Source organism: Amycolatopsis sp. NPDC052450 (assembly GCF_044547565.1).
In the GTDB taxonomy this organism is placed as follows: Bacteria; Actinomycetota; Actinomycetes; order Mycobacteriales; family Pseudonocardiaceae; genus Amycolatopsis.
The window spans coordinates 927,179-946,809 of sequence record NZ_JBIUAQ010000001.1 but is presented as its reverse complement, the minus strand read 5'-3'; the positions used below and the strand labels follow the sequence as shown (position 1 = coordinate 946,809).

General features: G+C 67.7%; 19 protein-coding genes and 3 tRNA genes. 12 read left to right on the top strand and 10 right to left on the bottom strand.

Annotated elements, in window-relative coordinates:
• Positions 1-347: 347 nt before the first annotated feature.
• Entirely contained in the window at positions 348-1,787 is a 1,440-nt protein-coding gene (gene gndA, locus ACIHAO_RS04660) for an NADP-dependent phosphogluconate dehydrogenase (RefSeq protein ID WP_396554728.1), read from the top strand.
• 159 nt (positions 1,788-1,946) lie between these two features.
• Here gndA and ACIHAO_RS04655 read toward each other — a convergent pair whose 3' ends face one another.
• Positions 1,947-2,666 (bottom strand): Clp protease N-terminal domain-containing protein, encoded by a 720-nt coding sequence (locus tag ACIHAO_RS04655; RefSeq protein WP_396554727.1) that lies wholly within the window; start codon positions 2,664-2,666, stop codon positions 1,947-1,949.
• A gap of 33 nt (positions 2,667-2,699) precedes the next feature.
• Positions 2,700-3,914: an NAD(P)/FAD-dependent oxidoreductase gene (locus ACIHAO_RS04650; protein WP_396554726.1), complete on the bottom strand. Its 1,215-nt coding sequence runs from the start codon at positions 3,912-3,914 to the stop codon at positions 2,700-2,702.
• Between the two features lie 149 nt (positions 3,915-4,063).
• On the opposite strand from ACIHAO_RS04650, the gene ACIHAO_RS04645 reads away from it, so the two are divergent.
• Positions 4,064-5,401 (top strand): nucleobase:cation symporter-2 family protein, encoded by a 1,338-nt coding sequence (locus tag ACIHAO_RS04645; RefSeq protein WP_396554725.1) that lies wholly within the window; start codon positions 4,064-4,066, stop codon positions 5,399-5,401.
• On the opposite strand, the gene ACIHAO_RS04640 is transcribed toward ACIHAO_RS04645, so the two are convergent.
• Positions 5,398-5,928, bottom strand: a complete 531-nt coding sequence (locus ACIHAO_RS04640; protein ID WP_396554724.1) for a serine/threonine protein kinase — start codon at positions 5,926-5,928, stop codon at positions 5,398-5,400. The two genes, ACIHAO_RS04645 and ACIHAO_RS04640, sit on opposite strands and share 4 nt — an antisense overlap.
• A 246-nt stretch (positions 5,929-6,174) precedes the next feature.
• Here ACIHAO_RS04640 and ACIHAO_RS04635 point away from each other — a divergent pair, with 246 nt between their 5' ends.
• Together ACIHAO_RS04635 and ACIHAO_RS04630 are read left to right on the top strand one after the other, a co-directional pair.
• The gene (locus ACIHAO_RS04635) at positions 6,175-8,949 is read left to right on the top strand and encodes an EAL domain-containing protein (protein WP_396554723.1); all 2,775 of its coding nucleotides are present in this window, start codon (positions 6,175-6,177) and stop codon (positions 8,947-8,949) included.
• Positions 8,949-9,248 (top strand): GNAT family N-acetyltransferase, encoded by a 300-nt coding sequence (locus tag ACIHAO_RS04630; RefSeq protein WP_396554722.1) that lies wholly within the window; start codon positions 8,949-8,951, stop codon positions 9,246-9,248. Before ACIHAO_RS04635 ends, ACIHAO_RS04630 begins: the two co-directional genes overlap by 1 nt.
• Positions 9,249-9,251: 3 nt before the next feature.
• Here ACIHAO_RS04630 and ACIHAO_RS04625 read toward each other — a convergent pair whose 3' ends face one another.
• The gene (locus ACIHAO_RS04625) at positions 9,252-10,073 is read right to left on the bottom strand and encodes an arylamine N-acetyltransferase (RefSeq protein WP_396554721.1); all 822 of its coding nucleotides are present in this window, start codon (positions 10,071-10,073) and stop codon (positions 9,252-9,254) included.
• 180 nt (positions 10,074-10,253) lie between these two features.
• Between ACIHAO_RS04625 and ACIHAO_RS04620 the strand changes: the two genes are divergently transcribed.
• On the top strand, positions 10,254-11,033 hold the full coding sequence (locus ACIHAO_RS04620) for a S1 family peptidase (RefSeq protein WP_396554720.1): 780 nt from the start codon (positions 10,254-10,256) through the stop codon (positions 11,031-11,033).
• Positions 11,034-11,174: 141 nt separating this feature from the next.
• Here ACIHAO_RS04620 and ACIHAO_RS04615 read toward each other — a convergent pair.
• From ACIHAO_RS04615 to ACIHAO_RS04595, 5 genes are all read right to left on the bottom strand, one after another.
• A tRNA-Phe gene (locus tag ACIHAO_RS04615) sits at positions 11,175-11,248 on the bottom strand.
• Positions 11,249-11,279: 31 nt separating this feature from the next.
• A tRNA-Asp gene (locus ACIHAO_RS04610) sits at positions 11,280-11,353 on the bottom strand.
• A 43-nt stretch (positions 11,354-11,396) separates the two neighbouring features.
• Positions 11,397-11,469: transfer RNA gene (locus tag ACIHAO_RS04605), tRNA-Glu, on the bottom strand.
• Between the two features lie 145 nt (positions 11,470-11,614).
• Positions 11,615-12,385, bottom strand: a complete 771-nt coding sequence (locus ACIHAO_RS04600; protein WP_396554719.1) for a hypothetical protein — start codon at positions 12,383-12,385, stop codon at positions 11,615-11,617.
• Between the two features lie 125 nt (positions 12,386-12,510).
• Positions 12,511-12,768 carry a hypothetical protein gene (locus ACIHAO_RS04595; protein ID WP_020633070.1) on the bottom strand — a complete coding sequence of 86 codons (258 nt, stop codon included), beginning with the start codon at positions 12,766-12,768 and terminating at the stop codon, positions 12,511-12,513.
• Between the two features lie 550 nt (positions 12,769-13,318).
• On the opposite strand from ACIHAO_RS04595, the gene ACIHAO_RS04590 reads away from it, so the two are divergent.
• On the top strand, positions 13,319-13,738 hold the full coding sequence (locus ACIHAO_RS04590; RefSeq protein WP_396554718.1) for a hypothetical protein: 420 nt from the start codon (positions 13,319-13,321) through the stop codon (positions 13,736-13,738).
• 117 nt (positions 13,739-13,855) lie between these two features.
• On the opposite strand, the gene ACIHAO_RS04585 is transcribed toward ACIHAO_RS04590, so the two are convergent.
• Positions 13,856-14,059 carry a cold-shock protein gene (locus ACIHAO_RS04585; RefSeq protein WP_003097368.1) on the bottom strand — a complete coding sequence of 68 codons (204 nt, stop codon included), beginning with the start codon at positions 14,057-14,059 and terminating at the stop codon, positions 13,856-13,858.
• A 421-nt stretch (positions 14,060-14,480) separates the two neighbouring features.
• Here ACIHAO_RS04585 and ACIHAO_RS04580 point away from each other — a divergent pair, with 421 nt between their 5' ends.
• The 6 genes from ACIHAO_RS04580 to ACIHAO_RS04555 all read left to right on the top strand — a co-directional run bounded on the left by ACIHAO_RS04580 (position 14,481) and on the right by ACIHAO_RS04555 (position 19,605).
• Entirely contained in the window at positions 14,481-15,722 is a 1,242-nt protein-coding gene (locus tag ACIHAO_RS04580; protein ID WP_396554717.1) for an Ig-like domain-containing protein, read from the top strand.
• Positions 15,723-16,009: 287 nt separating this feature from the next.
• Positions 16,010-16,360: a hypothetical protein gene (locus tag ACIHAO_RS04575; RefSeq protein ID WP_396554716.1), complete on the top strand. Its 351-nt coding sequence runs from the start codon at positions 16,010-16,012 to the stop codon at positions 16,358-16,360.
• Entirely contained in the window at positions 16,361-16,918 is a 558-nt protein-coding gene (locus tag ACIHAO_RS04570) for a SigE family RNA polymerase sigma factor (RefSeq protein WP_396554715.1), read from the top strand.
• 4 nt (positions 16,919-16,922) lie between these two features.
• Positions 16,923-17,381, top strand: coding sequence for a hypothetical protein (locus ACIHAO_RS04565; RefSeq protein WP_396554714.1), 459 nt, complete (start codon positions 16,923-16,925; stop codon positions 17,379-17,381).
• 214 nt (positions 17,382-17,595) lie between these two features.
• Entirely contained in the window at positions 17,596-19,011 is a 1,416-nt protein-coding gene (locus tag ACIHAO_RS04560; protein ID WP_396554713.1) for an MFS transporter, read from the top strand.
• Between the two features lie 9 nt (positions 19,012-19,020).
• A complete protein-coding gene (locus tag ACIHAO_RS04555) occupies positions 19,021-19,605 on the top strand; it encodes a PaaI family thioesterase (RefSeq protein ID WP_396554712.1) in 585 nt (194 codons plus the stop codon).
• The last annotated feature ends 26 nt before the right edge of the window (positions 19,606-19,631 follow it).

Below are 19,631 nucleotides of genomic sequence, written 5' to 3'. Positions count from 1 at the left end.
CTTGCCGCTGCTCCCGTCGCTGCCCGCTGCTACCGGTGATGTTGCGAAAGCCACTTTCAACGTTGAAGGTTGCGAAAGTGGCTTTCGCAACAGCCGCCCGAGCTTCCCGGCCCGGGCCTCCTTGTTGCAGGGCCTGCGGTCCCATCCCGATCGCGGATGTCTTGAAAGGGTCGTTCAAGACACTTTTTGTCCTGAACGACCCTTTCAAGGCATCCGCACCCGCTCGAGCCGAGTTGTCCACAGGCAGGCCCGGTTGTGGACAACTCCCGGTTGATCCCTTCTCGCCCCGGCGCCGTATCCCTCAACGGGGATAGGCTCGGCACGGGAATCGAAGCGGAAGGGTGCGGATGAGCAAGAAGGCGAGCATCGGGGTCACCGGCCTGGCGGTCATGGGCCGCAACCTGGCCAGGAACCTGGCGAGGCACGGGCACACGGTGGCCCTGCACAACCGCTCCGAGCAGCGGACGAAGGAACTGGTCGAGCAGTTCGGCGACGAAGGCGACTTCATCCCGGCGTATTCGGCGCAGGAGTTCGTCGACGCGCTGGAGCGGCCGCGCCAGGTCGTGATCATGGTCAAGGCCGGTGCGCCCACGGACGCCGTGATCGACGAGTTCGTCCCGCTCCTCGAGAAGGGCGACGTGATCGTCGACGCGGGCAACGCGCACTTCGCGGACACCCGGCGCCGCGAGGCCGCGCTGCGCGAGAAGGGCATCCACTTCGTCGGCACCGGTGTGTCCGGCGGCGAGGAGGGCGCGCTGCACGGGCCGAGCATCATGCCGGGCGGTTCCCAGGAGTCGTACCAGTCGCTCGGGCCGCTGTTCGAGGACATCTCGGCGAAGGTCGACGGCGAACCGTGCTGCACGCATGTGGGCGCGGACGGCGCCGGGCATTTCGTGAAGATGGTGCACAACGGCATCGAGTACGCCGACATGCAGCTGATCGCCGAGTCGTTCGATCTGCTGCGCGGCGCGGGCGGTTACTCCCCCGCCGAGATCGCCGACGTGTTCCGCACCTGGAACTCGGGACGACTGGACTCGTACCTGATCGAGATCACCTCGCAGGTACTTGCCCACACCGACGCCGCTTCCGGCAAGCCGTTCGTCGACATCGTGGCGGATCAGGCCGAGCAGAAGGGCACCGGGCGCTGGACCGTCCAAATCGGACTGGACCTGGGCGTGCCGATCAGCGGCATCGCCGAAGCCGTCTTCGCGCGTTCGCTGTCCGGCTCGTCGAACCTGCGTGAGGCCTCACGCGGTCTCGGCGGTCCCTCGCGCGCTCCGCTGACAGGGTCCGCTTTGGACACCTTCGCGGACGACGTCGAGCAGGCGCTGTACGCGTCGAAGGTGGTGGCGTACGCCCAGGGCTTCAACCAGATCCAGGCGGGCGGCGCCGAATACGGCTGGGACATCGACCTCGGCAAGGTCGCTTCCATCTGGCGCGGCGGCTGCATCATCCGCGCGAAGTTCCTGAACGACATCACCGCCGCGTACGCCGAAGAGCCCGCGCTGCCGACGTTGCTGACCTCCGGCGGCTTCCGCAAGGCCGTCGAGGACGCCCAGGACTCCTGGCGTTCGGTGATCTCCACGGCGGTGCGGCTCGGCATCCCGACCCCGGGCTTCTCGACCGCGCTGGCCTACTACGACGGTCTGCGCGCGGAGCGGCTCCCCGCCGCGTTGGTGCAGGGGCAGCGGGACTACTTCGGTGCCCACACGTACCGCCGCGTCGACCGCGAGGGTTCGTTCCACACCGCGTGGGCGGCCGACGGCCGTCCCGAGTCCACCGCCTGACGGGTCCCGTGATGGCCCCCGACCGCGAGGAAAGGGGCCATCACGCGTGACTGGACGGACGACACGTGTGTCCAGACGGACGACACGCGTGTGCGAAGGGCCATCACGCGGCCAACAGGACAAGGGCGACGAACACCAGGACGGTGAGCGCGACTCGCGTCATACCCCGCGCGCCGCGACGATCTCCGCCAGTGCCTGCACGATCAGCGCCTCGGTCTTCTCCTTCGTGAGCCCGAGCCCGGTCAGCAGGTCGTCGCCGAGTTCGAACAGGGCCAGCAGGATGTGCTCGGTGCCGATGTAGTTGTGCCCGAGCCGCAGCGACTCCCGCATGGTCAGTTCCAGCGCCTTCTTGGCCTGCGCGCCGAACGCCATCTTCGCCGCCTCCGCCGGTTCGTCGGCGGGTTCCGGCAGCCTTGCCACCGCGGCCTCGCGTACGGCTTCGAGCGTCACCTTCTGCGCCACGATCGCGCCGGCGGCGAGCGCGGCGGGTTCGGCGAGCAGGCCGAGGACCAGGTGCACGGGCTCGATCTGCGGGCTCTTCGCCGCGACGGCCTCGTCCCGCGAGGCGACGACGACGTGCCGTGCGCGGTCGGTGTAGCGACTGAACACCTTCACCAGGTCTTCGAGCGAAGAGCCGCTGGAGTCGACAAAGCGCTTCTGCGCGGCCTGTTTGGACACCCCCATGTTCTTGCCGATTTCGGTCCAGGAGGCGCCGGAGCGCCGCGCTTGGTCGACGAAGTGGCCGATCAGGTGGTCGGCCACTTCGCCGAGGTGCTCGCCGAGGAAGACCGCGTCGGAAAGCTGGCCGAGCACGTCGCCGTCGGGGTGCTGTTGCTTGATGTGGGAGATGAGGTCGTCGAGCCGGACTGGATTCGTCATACCGTCAACTCTAGGTTGACGCCCGACTAATCGTCAACCACGGGTTGACGCAAAGGTCGCCTTGAGATCGAAGCCGTGCGCCTCCAGCGTCTCGAACCGCGGTTCCGGATCCACGGCGAACAGGCGGCGCGCGGCGATGTGGTCCGGCGGCCGGTTCACCGACTCCACCCCGACGAGCACGCCGTCCCGGAACGACAGCACCGAGAACTTCCCGCCCTCCCGGTCCCCGGTGACGACGGTCCTGTCCGCCCCGGTCAGCAGCCCGGCGATCTGCAGTTTCGCGCCGAGCTGGTCGGTCCAGAACCACGGCAGGCTGTCGTAGGGCGCGGATTCGCCGGCGATGTCGGAGGCCACCGCCCGTGCCTGGTCGACGGCGTTCTGCACCGACTCGAGCCGGGTCGCCGTGCCCGCCTGGACACATGGGAAGTTCGCGCAGTCCCCCACCGCCGAGATCTTCGGGTCGCTCGTGCGCAGGTGTTCGTCGACGACGACGCCGTTCGCCACGGCGAGCCCTGCCTCCTCGGCAAGCCTTGTCCGCGGCTCCACGCCGACCCCGACCAGCACCAGGTCGGCGAGCAGCCTGCTGCCGTCGCTCAGTTCCACCTCGGCCACCCGGCCGTCGCCGTGCAGTGCGGCGACACCCGTGCCGAGCAGGACCGTATGTCCGGCTCCCTCGTGCAGAGCGGCGAAATACGCCGAGACCTCGGGAGTCGCCACGCGGGCCATCAGCCTGTCCTGCGCCTCCACGATCGTCACGGGCCGCCCGGCGTGCGCGGCGAATTCGAGTCCGATGAATCCGCCCCCGACCACGACCACGTTCGCCGCGCTTTCCAGCGCGGCACGCAAAACGTCGGCGTCGTCCTTGGTGCGCAGGGTGAACACACCGTCCAAAGTGGACCCGGGCACCGGGAGAACGCGGTTGTCCGCGCCCGTCGCGAGGACGAGACGGTCGTACTCGTGGGCACTTCCGTCCTCGAGCACCACCTTCGCGCCAGCACGATCCACCGACGCGACACGGCCTGGGATCAGCTCGATGTCCTTCTCCGCGAAAAAGTCCTCGGGCCGTAAGCGCAGCTGGGCGTCACCCGCCGTCCCGGCGAGATAGCCCTTCGACAGCGGAGGTCGTTGGTACGGCAGGCCGGGTTCGTCGCCGATCAGCACGACCCGCCCGCCGAACCCCTTGTCCCGCAGCGAGGTCGCCACTCCGAACCCGCTCTGTCCGGCCCCTACGACGAGGACGGTCTCCATCGGCGCTCCTTCCGTTGTACCCAGTGTCCATTCAACACAGGCTCCGGCCCTTCCGACCGCCCTTTCGCAACGTGATCCTCACGCGGCGGACGCGTTACGGTCATGCGCGACGAGTCCACTGGTGTTCCCGCACGTCAGAAGGGGGTTACATGACTCACCCGGTCGACGCCCGCCCGCCACTGCCGAAGCTGACCCTGCTCGGCCTGCAGCACATGACGATCATGTACGCGGGCTCGGTGGCCGTCCCGCTCGTCGTGGGCAGCGCGCTGAAACTGGACGCGGCGACGATCGCGTTGCTGGTCAACGCGGATCTGCTGGTCGCGGGCATCGCGACGCTGATACAGGCGATCGGGATCGGGAAGATCTTCGGCATCCGGCTGCCGGTGGTGGCGGGCGCGACGTTCACCGTGGTCAACCCGATGATCATGATCGCGTCCCAGTACGGCATGCAGGCCGTCTACGGCGCGATGCTCGCCTCGGGGGTTTTCGGCCTGCTCATCGCGAAGCCGTTCGCGAAGATGATCCGCTTCTTCCCGCCGCTGGTTTCGGGCACGCTGCTCATGGTCATCGGCATCTCCCTCATCGGCCCCGGTGTCGGCCTGATCGCCGGCCACGACACCGGATCGCCGGACTACGCGAAGCCCGCCAACATTGCGCTCGCGTTCGGCGTGATCGCGGTGATCGTGCTGTTCACGCGGGTCCTGCGCGGGTTCGCCAGCCAGATCGGCCCGCTGCTGGCGCTGCTGATCGGCCTGGCCGCGGCCATCCCGATGGGCCTGGTGAGCTTCGAGGGCATCACCGACGCCGGCTGGTTCGGTCTCGCGTCGCCGTTCCACTTCGGCCCGCCGACCTTCCCGATCGCGGCCGTGCTCTCGATGTGCGTCGTGATGCTGGTGACCTACACCGAATCCACCGCGGACCTGGTCGCGGTCGGCGAGATCACCGGACGCCCGGCGACCGGCTCCGACCTCGCGCGCGGTCTCGCCACCGACGGTCTCTCGGCCATCCTCGGCGGCGCGATGAACTCGTTCCCGGACACGGCTTTCGCGCAGAACGTCGGCCTCGTGCAGATGACCGGCGTGCGCAGCCGGTGGGTGGTCGCGATGGCGGGTGGCCTGCTCGTGCTGATGGGACTGGTGCCGAAGGTCGGCGCGTTCGTCGCGGCCGTACCGGAACCGGTGATCGGCGCGGTCGCGGTGGTCATGTTCGCGATGGTCGCCGCGGTCGGGGTGCAGAATCTGAAGAAGGTGGAGTTCTCCGGCAACCACAACACCTTCATCGTGGCGGTGTCGGTCGGCGTCGGGCTGCTGCCCGCGTTCTCCACGAACCGGTTCGGGAACTCGATCTTCTTCCAGCACTTCCCGGCGTGGCTTCAGACCATCTGCGGCAGCCCGATCACGGTCGCCGCGATCGTCGCCTTCACCCTCAACCTGCTGTTCAACCACCTCGGCAAACGCCGAGAGCCGGATCTACTGCAAGCGCCCTAACAGAAAAGCCACTTCGGCCACAGATTGCACTCTTCGGTGGGTGTCGTGGAGGGCGGCGGCGGGTTCGGGTTGGGCGGCTGCGGAACGACCGTGGAACCGGTCGTCCGCGGCGGATCGGCAGGCTCGTGCGGCGACGTGGGCGAAGTGGGCGTGGTGGGGTCCGGGGAATCGGACGTCGACGCGGCCGAACTCGACGTGCGGCGGCTGGACGTCGACCTGCTGGGCTGGGATGAAGTCCCACCCTCGCCGGTTTCGACCGTCTCGGTGCTCGGGGCCGCCGACGTCGCGCCGGCTCCCCCGTTGTCCGAAGGCCGCTTCGGCATCTCGATCACGCCGACCTGGTTCGGCTGGGCGGTCGGCTCGGGATCCGCGTCGAACCCGACGAGAACCGCGGCGGCACCACAGGCGACGACCACGGCGATCACCACCGCGATCACTCTCCAGCGTGACTTTGCCCGTGACTCCTCGTGGTCGTCCCAGCCTTCGCGAATGAGCAGGTCGGCGACCGAAACGTCGTCGTCATCCACCAGCTGAAACCTTTCGCACCGGGAACGAGCGAGGAGTAGTTTTACCGCAACTCGCCGCCGAATGGGTGAAGTTAACCAAAAATTATTCACCCGATGGAACAACCCAGCGTATGCCAGTCACAGAGCGTGTATTCATACGCTTTCGCGCATATCGGCGTCGGCCTACGTTCGGCTCGCGTATACAGCGCCCTCCCCGGGTGGTGTAATCGACGGTGCCAGCACCGGAAGAGGGGGTTCGGACGGATCATGGAGGCTGATGCCCTCGCCGTGCCCGGAGCCGGGAATTCCGGCCGTCCGGCGGGCGCGCCGCTCGGAAACGAGCCGGTCGGCGACCTCGGCCTCGCGGGCGACCACGCCGCCATCTGGTCGTACGACTTCGAGCGCGAGAAGCTGTCCTGGCTGCCCGGACTGGAGAACCTGCTGGGTGGGGCCGCCCTCACCGAAGCCGAGATCGAGTCAAGGCTCGCCGATCTGGTGGCCCCGCTGACCTCCGGCACCCGCACTTCCCCGGCCTGGCGCGAGTTCGAGCTCGAGCAGTCGTTCCGGAACCCGGCGGGCGAGGTCCGCTGGGTCCGCCTGCGCGCCCGCACCATCGGCGACGACACCGGCTCGACGGGGCTGCTCGGCATCGCCACCGACGTGACCGACGTCCGCGAAAACCGGCAGGCCCTCGAAGATCTCACTGACCGTTACCGGCTTTTGGTGGAACTCAGTCCCGACGCGGTCTGTGTCCACGAAGCCGGCGTTGTCACCTACGTCAACCGGGCCGCCGTCACCGCGCTCGGAGCATCGTCGACCGCCGAACTGATCGGGCGGCCGATCATGGATTTCGTCGCCGACGAGTCGCTGCCCGCCCTCCTGGACAGGATCGCGTCGCTTCACCGCCAGGGCGCGTCGACCTCTCCCGCGGACACCGTCATGCTCCGTCTCGACGGCACGAAGTATCTGGTACAGAGCATTTCGGTGCGCACGACCTGGGAAGGCAGGCCCGCGTTCCAGGTCATCATGCGCGACATCAGCGCGCAGAAGGCCGCCGAAGCGACGCTTCGCTATCAGGCCGCGCTGATCAGCCACGTCAGTGACGCGATCATCGCGACCAGCGGCACCGGCATGGTGACCAGCTGGAACCCGGCCGCGGAGAACGTCTACGGCTGGACGGCCGGCGAGGCGATCGGCGGCACGGTGAGTGAACTCGTCGGCGCCGCGCTCGATCCGGAAACGGTGCTGCGCAGGGGCGGCGTCATGCAGATGACCCACCGCCATCGCAACGGCTCGACACTGGCCATCCGCATCTCGGCCGCCGAGATGAACGACGGGTTCGTCCTGGTCTGCGCCGACGAAACCGCCCGGCGGCGCGCCGAACAGCACTACAGCACGGTGGTCGCGTCACTCGACGAAGGCGTGATCGTGATCGGCCCCGGCGGCCTCATCGAATCGGCCAACCCCGCGGCGTGCCGGATCATCGGCGTCGACCACGACGACCTCATCGGCATCCCGTGCGTGACGCTGGAGCTGTACGACGAACAAGGTCGCCTCCCGCCCGCCAGGATGCCGTCGGTGGTCACCCGGCGCACCGGGGCCACGCTGACCGGTCTCGTGCTGCGGCTGCGGCGGCCCGACGGCGTGGACGTCTGGATCTCGCTGACCTCGCGGCTGCTGACCCCGGAGGACCCGTCGGCCTTGGCGGTGGTCGCCTCGTTCACCGACATCACCGAACGCCGCGCCATCGGCAAGCGGCTCGCCCACGAGGCGACGCACGATCCGCTCACCGAACTCGCGAACCGGACGCTGGTGCTGGACAGTCTCGCCGAGGCGCTCTCCGGCGCCGGCCGCGCCGAGTTGACCACGGTGCTGTTCATCGATCTCGACAAGTTCAAGGTGATCAACGATTCCCTCGGCCATTCCGTCGGCGACAAGGTGCTCCGCATCGCGGGCGAACGGCTGCGCCGGGGAATCGGCGAAACCGATCTCGTCGGCAGGCTCGGTGGCGACGAATTCGTCGTCGTCACCGCGGAGATCACCGAACCGCACGAGATCAAGGCACTGGCCGAACATCTGCGCGAGGCGCTGACCGAACCGATCACCGTCAACGGCAGGCAGCTGCACATCGACGCCAGCATCGGCATCGTCACCGCCGCCAACGACGACACCCGGACCGCCGAAGACCTGCTGCGGGACGCGGATGTCGCGATGTACCAAGCGAAAACGCTCGGCCGGGCGCGCTACGAGTTCTTCGACGTCGAGCTGCGCGAGCGGATGCAGCGACGGCTGCGCATGGAGCAGGACCTGCGCGACGCCCTGCAGAACGAGGAACTCTGGACGGCGTACCAGCCGGTCGTGGACATCGAATCCGGTGAGATGGTCGCCGTGGAAGCCTTGCTGCGCTGGAAACATCCGGCACACGGCACGATCTCGCCCGCCGAATTCATCCCGCTGGCCGAGGAAAGCGACCTGATCAACCTGATCGGCAAACACGTCCTGCGCACGACCACCCGCGAGATCGCCCGGCGGCGTGAACAGCTCGGCATCGACCTCAACCTCAAGGTGAACCTGTCGGCCCGGCAGCTGGACGACCCGCATCTGGTGGCGGGCGTGCAGGACGCGCTGAAGACCACCGGGCTACCGCCGCACGCGCTGACCCTGGAGGTCACCGAGAGCGCGCTGATGCGCGACCAGGCCGCGGCCGCCGAAGTGCTGACGTCGTTGCGTGATCTCGGTGTCTCGCTGGCGATCGACGATTTCGGCACCGGATATTCGTCGCTCGCGCAGCTGCAACGGCTCCCGCTGGACACGCTCAAGATCGACCGCACCTTCGTCACCGGCATCGCGGAATCACGCGACGCGGCCGCGATCGTCAAGAGCATCATCGCGATGGCGCACGCCGTCGACCTGATCGTCGTCGCCGAAGGCGTCGAAGACGAAGAGCAGCTCGCGGTCCTGCGTGAGCTGCGCTGTGACCAGGCGCAGGGCTTCCACTTGGGTCGCCCCGCGCCGCCGGACGAACTTTTCGGAGCCTGGTAATGAGTGTCGAGATCAACGCCGGAGAAGACCGCTACGACATCGTCGTGGACGGGAAACCCGCCGGGTTCCTGGAAACCCGCACCCGCCCGGACGCGATCCTGTTCCTGCACACCGAGATCTCGGACGACTTCGCGGGCCAGGGACTGGCGGGCAAGCTCGTGACCGCGGCGCTCGACGACGTCCGGGCGCAGGGCAGGTCCGTCCTGCCCTACTGCCCGTACGTGCGTTCGTTCATCGCGAAGCACCGCGAGTACGAGGATCTCGTCCCCGAGGACAAGCGCGCGGAATTCGAGCTCTGAGCCTCAACCCGGGTAGATCGTCAGCAGTTTCGCGAGTTCGTCCCCGGTGAGGACGACGTCCAGCTCGCGCAATGTCGCGTCGAGCCGCTCGGCCGGGACCTTGGTGGTCTCCTTGGTCCCGTCCGGGCGTTCGACGACGAACTCGTCGCCGACCAGCTTGCGGCTGAGCCCTTCCTCCAGGCGCATGACCACCAGCTGCCCGGTGAACGGCGATCGTGGGTGCGTCGACGTGTAGTGGTGGTAGACCTCGTAGTCGATCCGGTGCATCGGCGTGAGCGTGAACGCGTGCAGGTCGGTCCAGTCGCCGCCCTCCAGTTTCTGCAGGCGCCACCACTCCCCGTCGGCGACGAGCCGATGCGGCCAGCCCGCCTGATCCACCACGGCGCCGTCGACCAGCGGCATCGGCACCAGCATCCCGGCGCCGAAACCGACGTCGACCAGATGCCCGACGCCGTCCGCTTCGACCACGAGCGTCATATGCGTGTACGGCCCGTTCTTCTGCGGCTGCACCCGCGCGACCAGGCGGCGCACGGGGTAGCCGAGCTGTTCGGCGGCCGCGGCGAACAGGCTGCCGTGCTCGTAGCAGTAGCCGCCGCGCTGACGGCGGACGAGTTTGCCGATCACGTCTTCGAGTGCGATTCCCTTGTGCTGCCCCAAAACGACGTCGACGTTCTCGAACGGGATGGCCAGGATGTGCGCCTTCGCCAGCTCACGCAACGCGACGGCCGAGGGCTTCGCGCGGTCCTGACCGATCCGGCCGAGGTACGCGTCGAGGTCGAGGGTGTCGACGGTCCATTCGTCGACCTGCTCAGGTGCGAGTGTCATGCCGTGAGCCTGACACCTCGACCTTACTAGAGGTCAAGGTCCGTGGCGGGCACGGAAAACCGTTACCCCAACTGGTAACTGGCAACGGCCACCGACTTTCGTCAGTTCCACGAACGAGTGCCGATTGGCCACCCTTCCCGAGTAGCCGGTGACCGACGCCGGTGTGGAAGGAGAAAACAGATGAGGACTCGTTCCCTGGTCGCCGGTCTGCTGGCCGGAGCCGCCGCCGTACTCGGTGCGGCGATGCCGGCTTCCGCCGCCGAACCGCCCTCGGGCGTGCAGCCGTTGATCGTGGGTGGTGTGGACGCGACCGAAACCTACAGCTTCATGGCGTCCATGCAGACCAAGAGCGGCGACCACAACTGTGGCGCGTCCCTGATCTCACCGGAATGGCTGGTGACCGCCGCGCACTGCGTCGAGGGTGAGCAGCCCGCCAACTGGCAGTACCGCCTCAACACCACCGACCACACCAAGGGTGGCGAGGTCGCCGAGGTGGACAAGTTCGTGGTCCACGAGAAGTACGACGGCTCGGGCCCGTACGACATCGCCCTCGTGCACCTGACCAAGCCGGCGGAGGCGGCGCCGATCGAGATCGGCCAGTCCCCGGCGGCGGGCACCGACGTGCGGGAGATCGGCTGGGGGCTGACCTGTCCGACTCGCGGCTGCGGCAGCGCCCCGGTGGTGCTCCAGCAGCTCGACACCAAGATCGCGGAAGACGCCGGATGCTCCGGCTCCGGCGCCTACGACGCGCAGACCGAGCTGTGCATGGACAACCAGGGCGGCAAGGCGAGCGCCTGCTACGGCGACTCGGGCGGCCCCGCCGTGGTCAAGGCTGGCGACAAGTGGACGCTGGTCGGCGCCACCAGCCGCGGTCAGACCGCGAGCTGCCCGGAGATGCCGGGCATCTACACCGACGTGACCGCGTTCTCCGACTGGGTCAAGCAGCAGACCGGTAAGTAGCACGCCAAGCCCCCGCACCGCGCGGTGGCGCCCGATGCTCCTGCGACATCGGACGCCACCGCGCGTTGCTGTGTGCGGGCTCTTTCGGCCTCAGGCATGAAAAAACCGCCTCGATCTGCATCGAGGCGGTTCTGCGAGCGGTGGCCAGGGCCGGGGTCGAACCGGCGACCTTCCGCTTTTCAGGCGGACGCTCGTACCAACTGAGCTACCTGGCCGGGAACGCCGGCAAGGAGCCGAACGATCTTGCGACCCTGACGGGACTCGAACCCGCGACCTTCGCCGTGACAGGGCGACGCGCTAACCAACTGCGCCACAGGGCCTTGCATACTGCGTTGTAACTGTCTGCTTTGAAACTGTACTGCGTACTCCCAACGGGATTCGAACCCGCGTTGCCGCCTTGAAAGGGCGGAGTCCTAGGCCGCTGGACGATGGGAGCCCGGTTCGGTTTCGGCGAACCGACCGACCCGCGCTCTCCGGTGTCCCCGGGAGCGAACATAACTATAGGACACCCCCGTTTCCGCTTCCGCACAGGGGGTCCCCTAGTTGTTCACAGGGCTGGGACCTGCGAGAACGCGGCGAGTTCAGGATATCAGGGCCGAGGCGTCCCGCAGGGCGCCGAGACGTCGTCGAAGCTCGTCCCGCTCGTCGTCCGTGAGAGTGGCGGCGAGGAGTTCGGCCACGCGCTCGTCGGTCAGCCGCTCGGCGTGCCGCCACCGCTGCCGTAGATCGCCCTTGGCCTCCGCCGTGGCGACCAGCGCGTCCGCGGCCTCCTCGGACCACGCGGTGCGCAGGAGACGGCCACGTCCGCCTTCCGGATCCGCGACGACGGCCTCGGGCACCGTCAGGCCCACGGCGCGAAGGGCCGCGAAGTGGACACCGCCGCGGAACTCGCGGAACACCATGAGCGCAAACGCCAAGCGCTCGACATCGTCTTCGGGGCGTCCGGCGAGTTGCCAGCCGGCGAACAGCGCGAGGCCGCTCGCGTCCGCGGCGTCCACTAGCCGGAACAGCAGATCGGCCGGGCGGCCGGGGTCGTCGGCACCCGAAAGGTGGACGCGTGCCCAGTTCGCCGATGACCGCGAGTAGGCACGGACCGCGGAGGCCGCGTCGAGGGCCGCCATCGCGGGCGGCAAGGCGAACTCGAAGAGCCAAGACGGGAAGATGCCGAACAGCTCCGCGACCACTTTCGGCGGCGGGTCGCCCAGCACCGCCGAACGCCCTCGCAGGTACAGCGTCCGCGGCGACAACCCCACTTCGGCCTCGACCTCGGCGAGCTCCGGAGAGGTCATGAATTTTCCGCCAAGTACCTGCACCGCGCCCCGGATCTCCGCGATCGCCGCTTCGTCGGCCATGTCGCCACACCTTCCCGCCAGTTGATTGGTAACAGTGTTACACAACTGGCGGGCGGCTCACCGAAACGAACGAAAGCCCGGCCGCGTGGCGCACACACCACACGACCGGGCCCTCACGGACGACTTCAGCGCTGAACGGGCGCCTGCCCGTCCTCGTCCAGCGTCAACCCCAGCATGTCCAGCAACTGGACACAGTCATCGACACCCAGCGCGCCATTGGCCACGGCCAACCGGGCACGCCGCACCTGGTCATCGGACACCCGCTGGGCATCCCCCTGACCCGTGCGCTGCGCCGGCAGACCACCGGCCAACGTCGTAGAGCTTCCCCCATCGGCACCTTCGTACCGAAGGAGGAACTGTCGAACTTCCACAGACCCACCCATGGTTCCTCCAGACGGCCAACGAACAGCTTGGCCGCGAGGCTAGCCAGAGCCGGCCGCGACACACAGCCCCCCGGAGAGTGAACCTGTCGCCACGCTCCGCACAACGCAGAGCGATCACGCGCACACCCGCGCCACATGAACCACAGGCGAACCACAGGTGGCGCGCCGACCGGAATTCTGCCCGCGCCCACTCGCCCTTCTCAGCAAACCGTGCAACAATCGATTTGCTGACACACCCCCGGTCAGCGCCTGTGGAGATCCCCTCCGACCCCCGCGTTCCTCCCCCTGGCGCGGGGGTCGCTCCGTGTTCTGGGGGGCCACCCCCCAGACCCCCAGGGTCCGTGCGGTGGCGGTTGATAGCCCCACACCGGTGACGGTTGCGCGACCGAACCTCGCTCGCGCGAATGGTTTTCTTTGGGGTTCTTGATCGCTGTTGGTGATCATTGGTCCGGGTGTGGGTAGGGGTGATTGGGCCGTTCGGGGAAAAGATTTGAGTGTGTCGTGGCTCACTGTGGTTGGTTTGCCGAGACCGAACCGTTATCGTGGCCCGGTGCCCCTTCCTTCCCTGAGCCGTCGTAGCGGCAGCCGTACAAACTTGAAGCCGGTCAACCCGGGTCGTCACCGCAACTCCGCCACCAAGGAGGCGGAAGCGGTCGTCGAAGACACGGAGCTGACCAGCTACCTTCGTGCCCTCGCGCCGGAGAACGACCCGGAGAGCACCGGCACCGGCAAGCGCTTCGGCGAAGCCCAGGTGTTCCAGCTGCGGATGAACCTCATCGCCTGCGAACAGCTCAAGGACGCCGCCGCCGAGCGCAACCTGTCGCCGCAGGCGCTGGCGCAGGAATGGATCCTCGAGCGCCTCTCGTGGGAGTCGCAGGCCAACTCGGCCCAGCAGCGCCGCCACGAGGAAGCCCACACCGACGAATTCCGCTTCGACGCCAACGCTTGGGAACAGCCCGTCCCCCGCTGATCCCGCTACCCCGGAACGGAACAGCACACCGGAAGTAGCCTTCAAGGCAAGAGAAAAGCCCCCGGCAAATCGCCGGGGGCTTTTCTGATCAGTCTGAGCAACGCCTGAAGGGCGGACTCAGATCGCGCGGACCTTCTGGGCCTGCGGGCCCTTCTGGCCCTGACCGACCTCGAACTCCACTCGCTGGTTCTCCTCGAGCGTGCGGAAACCGCGACCCTCGATCTCCGAGTAGTGAACGAAGACGTCGCCCTCGCCGCCATCCTGCGCGATGAAGCCGAAGCCCTTCTCCGCGTTGAACCACTTCACAGTGCCTTGCGCCACCGCTTTACTCCTCGTTGCACATCCGCTTCGAGTGCCTCCGAAGCGACACCCAGACCGTCCCGGGCGGTTCCAACGAGTCGAGCGATAAGCGCGTCACCGGCTCATGGCTCGCGTCAGAAGTTCCGCGAGTGTGAAGCCACGAACACGCAAAACGACGGCCTGAGGGAAGAGTACCGGGATCTGGCCATATTTGAAGCCCGTGATCGGACTCTGGGCACCCCCGAGTACCAAGGTCACCGGAACGTCGTATAAGGATCCGTCTTCTGTCGGACCCCCTCGCTACCCTGTCGCCGCACGCCGACCTCCGATCTTCGCCGGACACGGACCGAAGTCGGCCATGCCCCGATCGTGAACGACGATCCACCCGATTGTGACTCGCATCACTCTCGATCGGATCAACTTATCGGGCGGTCCGGACGTCATGGTCGGTGTACAGGGGAGCAAAGGGGAAGCTTTGAGGTTCACGAAAACCGCGCGCCGCCAAGCGGCGTTCGCGGCACTGGGGTTGGTGGCCGTTCTGACGCTGGGGGCGTGCAGCAGCGAGCCGACCGTCTCGGCCAGCGGGCCGGACGGCGGCGGGCCGGTCAGCAGCGACACCGGCGGGAAGGCGCCCGCGCCCGCCAAACTCACGTACGAACCCGCCGCCGGCGCGCAGGACGTCGCGCCGGGTCAGCCCATCAAGGTCACCGTCGCCGACGGCACCCTCGACCAGGTCGTCCTGACCAATCCCGAGGGCAAGCAGGTCGCGGGTCAGCCGTCCGAGGACAAGAAGAGCTGGTCCACCACCGAACAGCTCGGCTACGGCAAGGCGTACACGTGGTCCGGCAAGGCCACCGGCACCGACGGCAAGCCCGTCGAGATAGGCGGGGCGTTCACCACGGTCAAACCGCGCAAGCAGGTGGGCGCGAACATCAACGTCTTCGACGGGCAGACCTACGGCATCGCCATGCCGATCACGCTGACGTTCCCGGGCAAGGTCACCGACAAGGCCTCGGTCGAGAAGGCGCTCTCGGTCGAGACCACGCCGAAGACCGAGGGGTCCTGGGCGTGGGTCCACGACGACACCTCGGTGCACTGGCGGCCGAAGGCCTACTGGCAGCCCGGCACCACGGTGAAGTTCAACGCCAAGATCTACGGCGTCAAGATCGGCGAAGGCGTGTACGGCAAGGAAGACCGCTCGGCGAGCTTCACGATCGGCCGCTCGCAGATCGTCAAGGGCAACACCCAGACCCACCGGCTCGTGGTGATCCGTGACGGCCAGCAGATCGCGGACTACGCGGCCAGCTACGGCCTCGACGCCGACCCGGGCCGCGTCACGCCGACCGGCACGCACGTGGTGATGTCCAAGCACGATACGTACTCGATGACCAACGAGCGCTACGACTACGAGAACATCGTCGTGCCGTCCGCGGTGCGCTTCTCGACCAACGGCGAATTCATCCACGGCTACGCGCCGTCGATCTGGGCGCAGGGCAAGAAGAACATCTCGCACGGCTGCGTGAACCTGGCGCCGGCGAACGCCAAGGCGTACATGGACGGCGCCCTGGTCGGGGACCCCGTCGAGATCGAGGGCAGCACGGTGAAGATCAACCGGGCGCGCGACTACAGCGACTGGACCTACTCCTGGGAAGAGTGGTCCAAGCTTTCCGCTCTCGCGAGCTGAAGTACTTCCATGGAACCGGGCGGCCGGGAGACCCACAAGTCTCCCGGCCGTTCGTGTCCGGACCAGAACGTGTCTTCCGGGAGCGCGCCGGCGCGACGGGAAGACTTCACCCCGCGCGCCGCTTTTGGCCGGAGGCCACGGAAACATTTTGCCGGGCGCCTGAGTCGTGAACCGCCGCTGACCTGCGGTCTAGCGCCCGGCGAAATTTTTCCGTCAGCGCGCGGAAAAGTCACTGCAACCGAATGGTGGGCGGGGCGCATGTCTAACGACGTGAGGCGCCGCGGCCAATGAGCGGCGCCCGGATCGAGGAGACTCTCTTGCGTACTCGTATCGCTCTTTCCCTCGGCGCGCTGCTGCTGGCGGGCGGCGCCGCCTTCGCGACCACGTCGCTCGCGTCGGCCGATCAGAGCGCCCCGACGCCGACGGTCACCCAGGCACCCCAGCCGACCAACGCGCCCACCGCGGCACCGGGCGAGCCGACCCGGGCCACCACCGCCCCGGCGCGTCCGGAGGCGGCCCCGCCGAAGACCAGCGCCGGCGTCGTGAAGCCGGGCGAGCACCGCGTGCCCAAGGCCGTTCCCGCCGGGCCGACCGGCGACCTGAACCTCCCCGCCGTCACCGAAGGAGCCGGTAACTAGGTGTCGCCGAGCCGCTCGTCGAAGACCGGGACGGGCTCGCCGTGGGACGGCGAGTTCGCCCGGTACTTCGACGAGCGCGCGCACAGCCTCCGTGCCACCGCGTACCTCCTGTGCGGGGACTGGCACCAGGCCGAGGACATCACCCAGGCCGCGCTGCTGAAGCTGTACCTGGCTTGGCCGAGGCTCTCCCGGCACGACGCGCTCGACGGCTACGCGCGCAAGATCGTGCTGCGGACGTTCCTCTCCGAGCATCGGCGGGTCTGGCGTAAACGGGAGAAACTCACCGACGAACTTCCCGAAGTCGCGGGTGAAGCGGGCGGCACGGAGCAGGAGATGCTGGTCAGGCATGCCCTGTCCGGCATCGCCCCGAAGCAGCGGGCCGTACTCGTACTGCGTTATTTCGAAGATCTCAGCGTCGAAGAGACGGCCGCGGCGCTGGGCTGCAGCACCGGGAACGTGAAGAGTCAGAGCGCGCGGGGTCTGACGACTCTGCGCAAGCGGCTCGGGCCGCATTTCAGTGAACTGGCCTTGAGCGGAGCGCACGACGATGGGAGGTGAGGAGATGGACGAGGACATCAAGGGCGTGCTTTCGCACGGGGCGAGCGGTCCCCCGCTGGGCATCCGGGCGGCGGACATCATCGAGAAGGGTGGCCGGATCCGGCGACGACGCAAACGGCTGGCCGTGGCGGGCAGTTCGCTGGCGACGGTCGCGGTGATCGTGTTCGGCGCGATCGCCGTCGGTGGCCGCGGCGGTGAGGGACCCGCGCCGGTCCAGCCCGCTGGCCCCGGCCTGTCGACCGTCGCCCCGGCACCCGTCTCACCGGCGCCTTCCGAAGCGACTCCTCGGCCGGCGGTCACTCCCGGGGAGCCGTCGTCCGCTCCGGTGACGCCCCCGAAGCACGATCAGACGCGCACGACACCCAAGACCCCGCAGCCCGGCCGCACGACGGCCGTCCCTCCTCGTGGGCCGACGCCGACGCAGGCACCGAGCGGGCCACCGACCGCGGTCACGACCCATTGATCTCCTGCCCGGAACGTCCGATTCCTGAGTTGTGACCCAAAGTAATCGGAAATTCTCCGACATCGGCTTCACCTGGTCGTTCATCACCGGTCTGGGGGAACGACCGTCGCACGACCGATCCAAAGCGCTGAATCAGCACGTTTGAACACCTACGGTCGAGGGAACAAACCCTCGACGATGGGTAAGTAAACGGGTGGGTCGGGAGGTCAAACCCATGGCCGAAGAGGCGCTGAGCGCGTCACATCAGGAAAAAGGGGAACCGGCGGAGGCCCCACCTGAACAGATCAGAAAGGCCGTCGCCGGAGCGGCGATGGGTAACTGCATCGAGTGGTACGACTTCGGTGTATTCGGCTTCATGCCCGCCATCCTGGGGCAAGTCTTCTTCAATGCTTCGAGCACTTCCGAAGGCGCGCTGGCGACCTTCGCGGTCCTCGCGATCACCTTCATCGTGCGGCCGTTCGGCAGCTTCGTGTTCGGTCCGCTGGGGGACAAGATCGGGCGCCAGAAGGTCCTCGCGCTGACGATCATCCTGATGTCCGGGTCGACGTTCATCATCGGCCTGTTGCCGTCCTACGCGACGATCGGCCCGGCCGCGGCGGTCCTGCTGATCCTGTTGCGCACCATCCAAGGCTTCTCGGCGGGCGGTGAGTACGGCGGCGCGGCGACGTTCATCGCCGAGTACGCGCCAGCCCGGCGCCGGGGTTTCTGGGGCAGCTGGCTCGAGTTCGGCACGCTCGTCGGCTTCGCGATGGGCGCCGGGTTCGTCACGATCTTCACCGTCGTCCTCGGCGACGAAGCCATGCGCGAATGGGGCTGGCGCCTGCCGTTCCTGATCGCCGGCCCGCTCGGCATCGTCGGTCTCTACCTGCGGAACAAGCTGGAGGACACTCCGCTGTTCCAAGAGATCGAGAAGAAGAACCAGGTCGAGAAGTCGCCGCTGAAGGCGCTGCTCAAGAAGCACTGGACGTCGATCCTGCACCTGATCGGCATCGTGGTGATGCTGAACGTCGCCGACTACATCGTGATCACGTATCTGGAGACCTATCTCAAGGACGTGGTCGGGTTCAGCGGGCACACGCCGTTGCTGATCATCCTGGCGACCATCGCGTTGATGCTGATCCTGATCGTGCCGGTCGGCATGCTGTCCGACCGCATCGGGCGAAAACCCATCCTGATCGCGAGTTGTGCGAGCTTCCTGGTGTTGCCGATCCCGGCGTTCTCCCTGATGGGCGCGGCCGCGGACGACCAGAACGCCTGGCAGCTCATGCTCGGCCTGGTGATGATCGCGGTGCCGCTGGTGCTGATCCTCGCCGTGCTCGCGGCGACGCTGCCGGCGATGTTCCCGACGCAGGAGCGCTACGGCGGTTTCTCCATCGGGTACAGCGTTTCCACCGCCGCGTTCGGTGGCACGGCGTCGTACGTCATCGGCAGCCTGGTCAAATCGACCGGCGACAACCTGTGGCCCGCGTACTACCTGATGGGCGCGGCGGCGATCGCGGCCATCCCGATCCTGTTGCTGCCGGAGACGGCCGGGGTGTCGCTGCGTCGCATCGTGAGTTCCCGCATCATCCGGCGCCGGAAGCCGGAAACGGTCACTCCCGGCGATCCCTCCCAGCTACCCGCGAGTTAACGTCTGTCCATGAGCCGTATCTCGCAGCCGTGGCCGCCGGTCGACGTCGAACCGGCGACCGTTCACCCGGAAGCCCCGGAACAGGGCAGCCACCTCGGCATTCACTACGGTGAATGCTTCGGGTGCGGCGACGAGATCGAGGCCGGGCTCCACCTGCATTCGACGGTGGGCGAAGGGACGACGGTGTACTCGAAGTTCACCGTCACCTCCGCCCACCAGGGCGCGCCCGGCCTCGCCCATGGCGGCCTGCTGGCCTGCGCCTTCGACGAGGCGCTCGGCGCGACCGTCGGCAACCTGCTGCGCCGCCCCGCCGTCACCGGGAAACTGGAGACGGACTTCCTCCGGCCGGTGCCGGTCGGTTCGACCCTGTACATCGCCACGAAACTGGACGGCGTCGCCGGCCGGAAGATCTACGTGAGCGCCGACGGACGGCTCGACGCCGAAGACGGCCCTGTCGCCGTGCGCGCGCGGGCGTTGTTCGTGCGGGTCGAGTTCGAGCACTTCAGCACCCACGGGGATCCCGAGGCGCTGCAAAAGCTCGCCGCCGCGCACGAGAAGGCCCAGCGCGCCCGCGAGTGGGACATCAACCCCTGAGCGATTCGTCACCTACTTGCGGTGGT

Coding starts and splice junctions, on each gene's coding strand:
- ACIHAO_RS04655 (WP_396554727.1), bottom strand. CDS start 2,666: ATGACGAATCCAGTCCGGCTCGACGACCTCATCTCCCACATCAAGCAA.
- ACIHAO_RS04620 (WP_396554720.1), top strand. CDS start 10,254: ATGAGGACTCGTTCCCTGGTCGCCGGTCTGCTGGCCGGAGCCGCCGCC.
- ACIHAO_RS04580 (WP_396554717.1), top strand. CDS start 14,481: ATGGTCGGTGTACAGGGGAGCAAAGGGGAAGCTTTGAGGTTCACGAAA.
- ACIHAO_RS04625 (WP_396554721.1), bottom strand. CDS start 10,073: ATGACACTCGCACCTGAGCAGGTCGACGAATGGACCGTCGACACCCTC.
- ACIHAO_RS04600 (WP_396554719.1), bottom strand. CDS start 12,385: ATGGCCGACGAAGCGGCGATCGCGGAGATCCGGGGCGCGGTGCAGGTA.
- ACIHAO_RS04630 (WP_396554722.1), top strand. CDS start 8,949: ATGAGTGTCGAGATCAACGCCGGAGAAGACCGCTACGACATCGTCGTG.
- ACIHAO_RS04555 (WP_396554712.1), top strand. CDS start 19,021: ATGAGCCGTATCTCGCAGCCGTGGCCGCCGGTCGACGTCGAACCGGCG.
- ACIHAO_RS04595 (WP_020633070.1), bottom strand. CDS start 12,768: ATGGGTGGGTCTGTGGAAGTTCGACAGTTCCTCCTTCGGTACGAAGGT.
- ACIHAO_RS04560 (WP_396554713.1), top strand. CDS start 17,596: ATGGCCGAAGAGGCGCTGAGCGCGTCACATCAGGAAAAAGGGGAACCG.
- gndA (WP_396554728.1), top strand. CDS start 348: ATGAGCAAGAAGGCGAGCATCGGGGTCACCGGCCTGGCGGTCATGGGC.
- ACIHAO_RS04650 (WP_396554726.1), bottom strand. CDS start 3,914: ATGGAGACCGTCCTCGTCGTAGGGGCCGGACAGAGCGGGTTCGGAGTG.
- ACIHAO_RS04565 (WP_396554714.1), top strand. CDS start 16,923: ATGGACGAGGACATCAAGGGCGTGCTTTCGCACGGGGCGAGCGGTCCC.
- ACIHAO_RS04575 (WP_396554716.1), top strand. CDS start 16,010: ATGAGCGGCGCCCGGATCGAGGAGACTCTCTTGCGTACTCGTATCGCT.
- ACIHAO_RS04645 (WP_396554725.1), top strand. CDS start 4,064: ATGACTCACCCGGTCGACGCCCGCCCGCCACTGCCGAAGCTGACCCTG.
- ACIHAO_RS04635 (WP_396554723.1), top strand. CDS start 6,175: ATGGAGGCTGATGCCCTCGCCGTGCCCGGAGCCGGGAATTCCGGCCGT.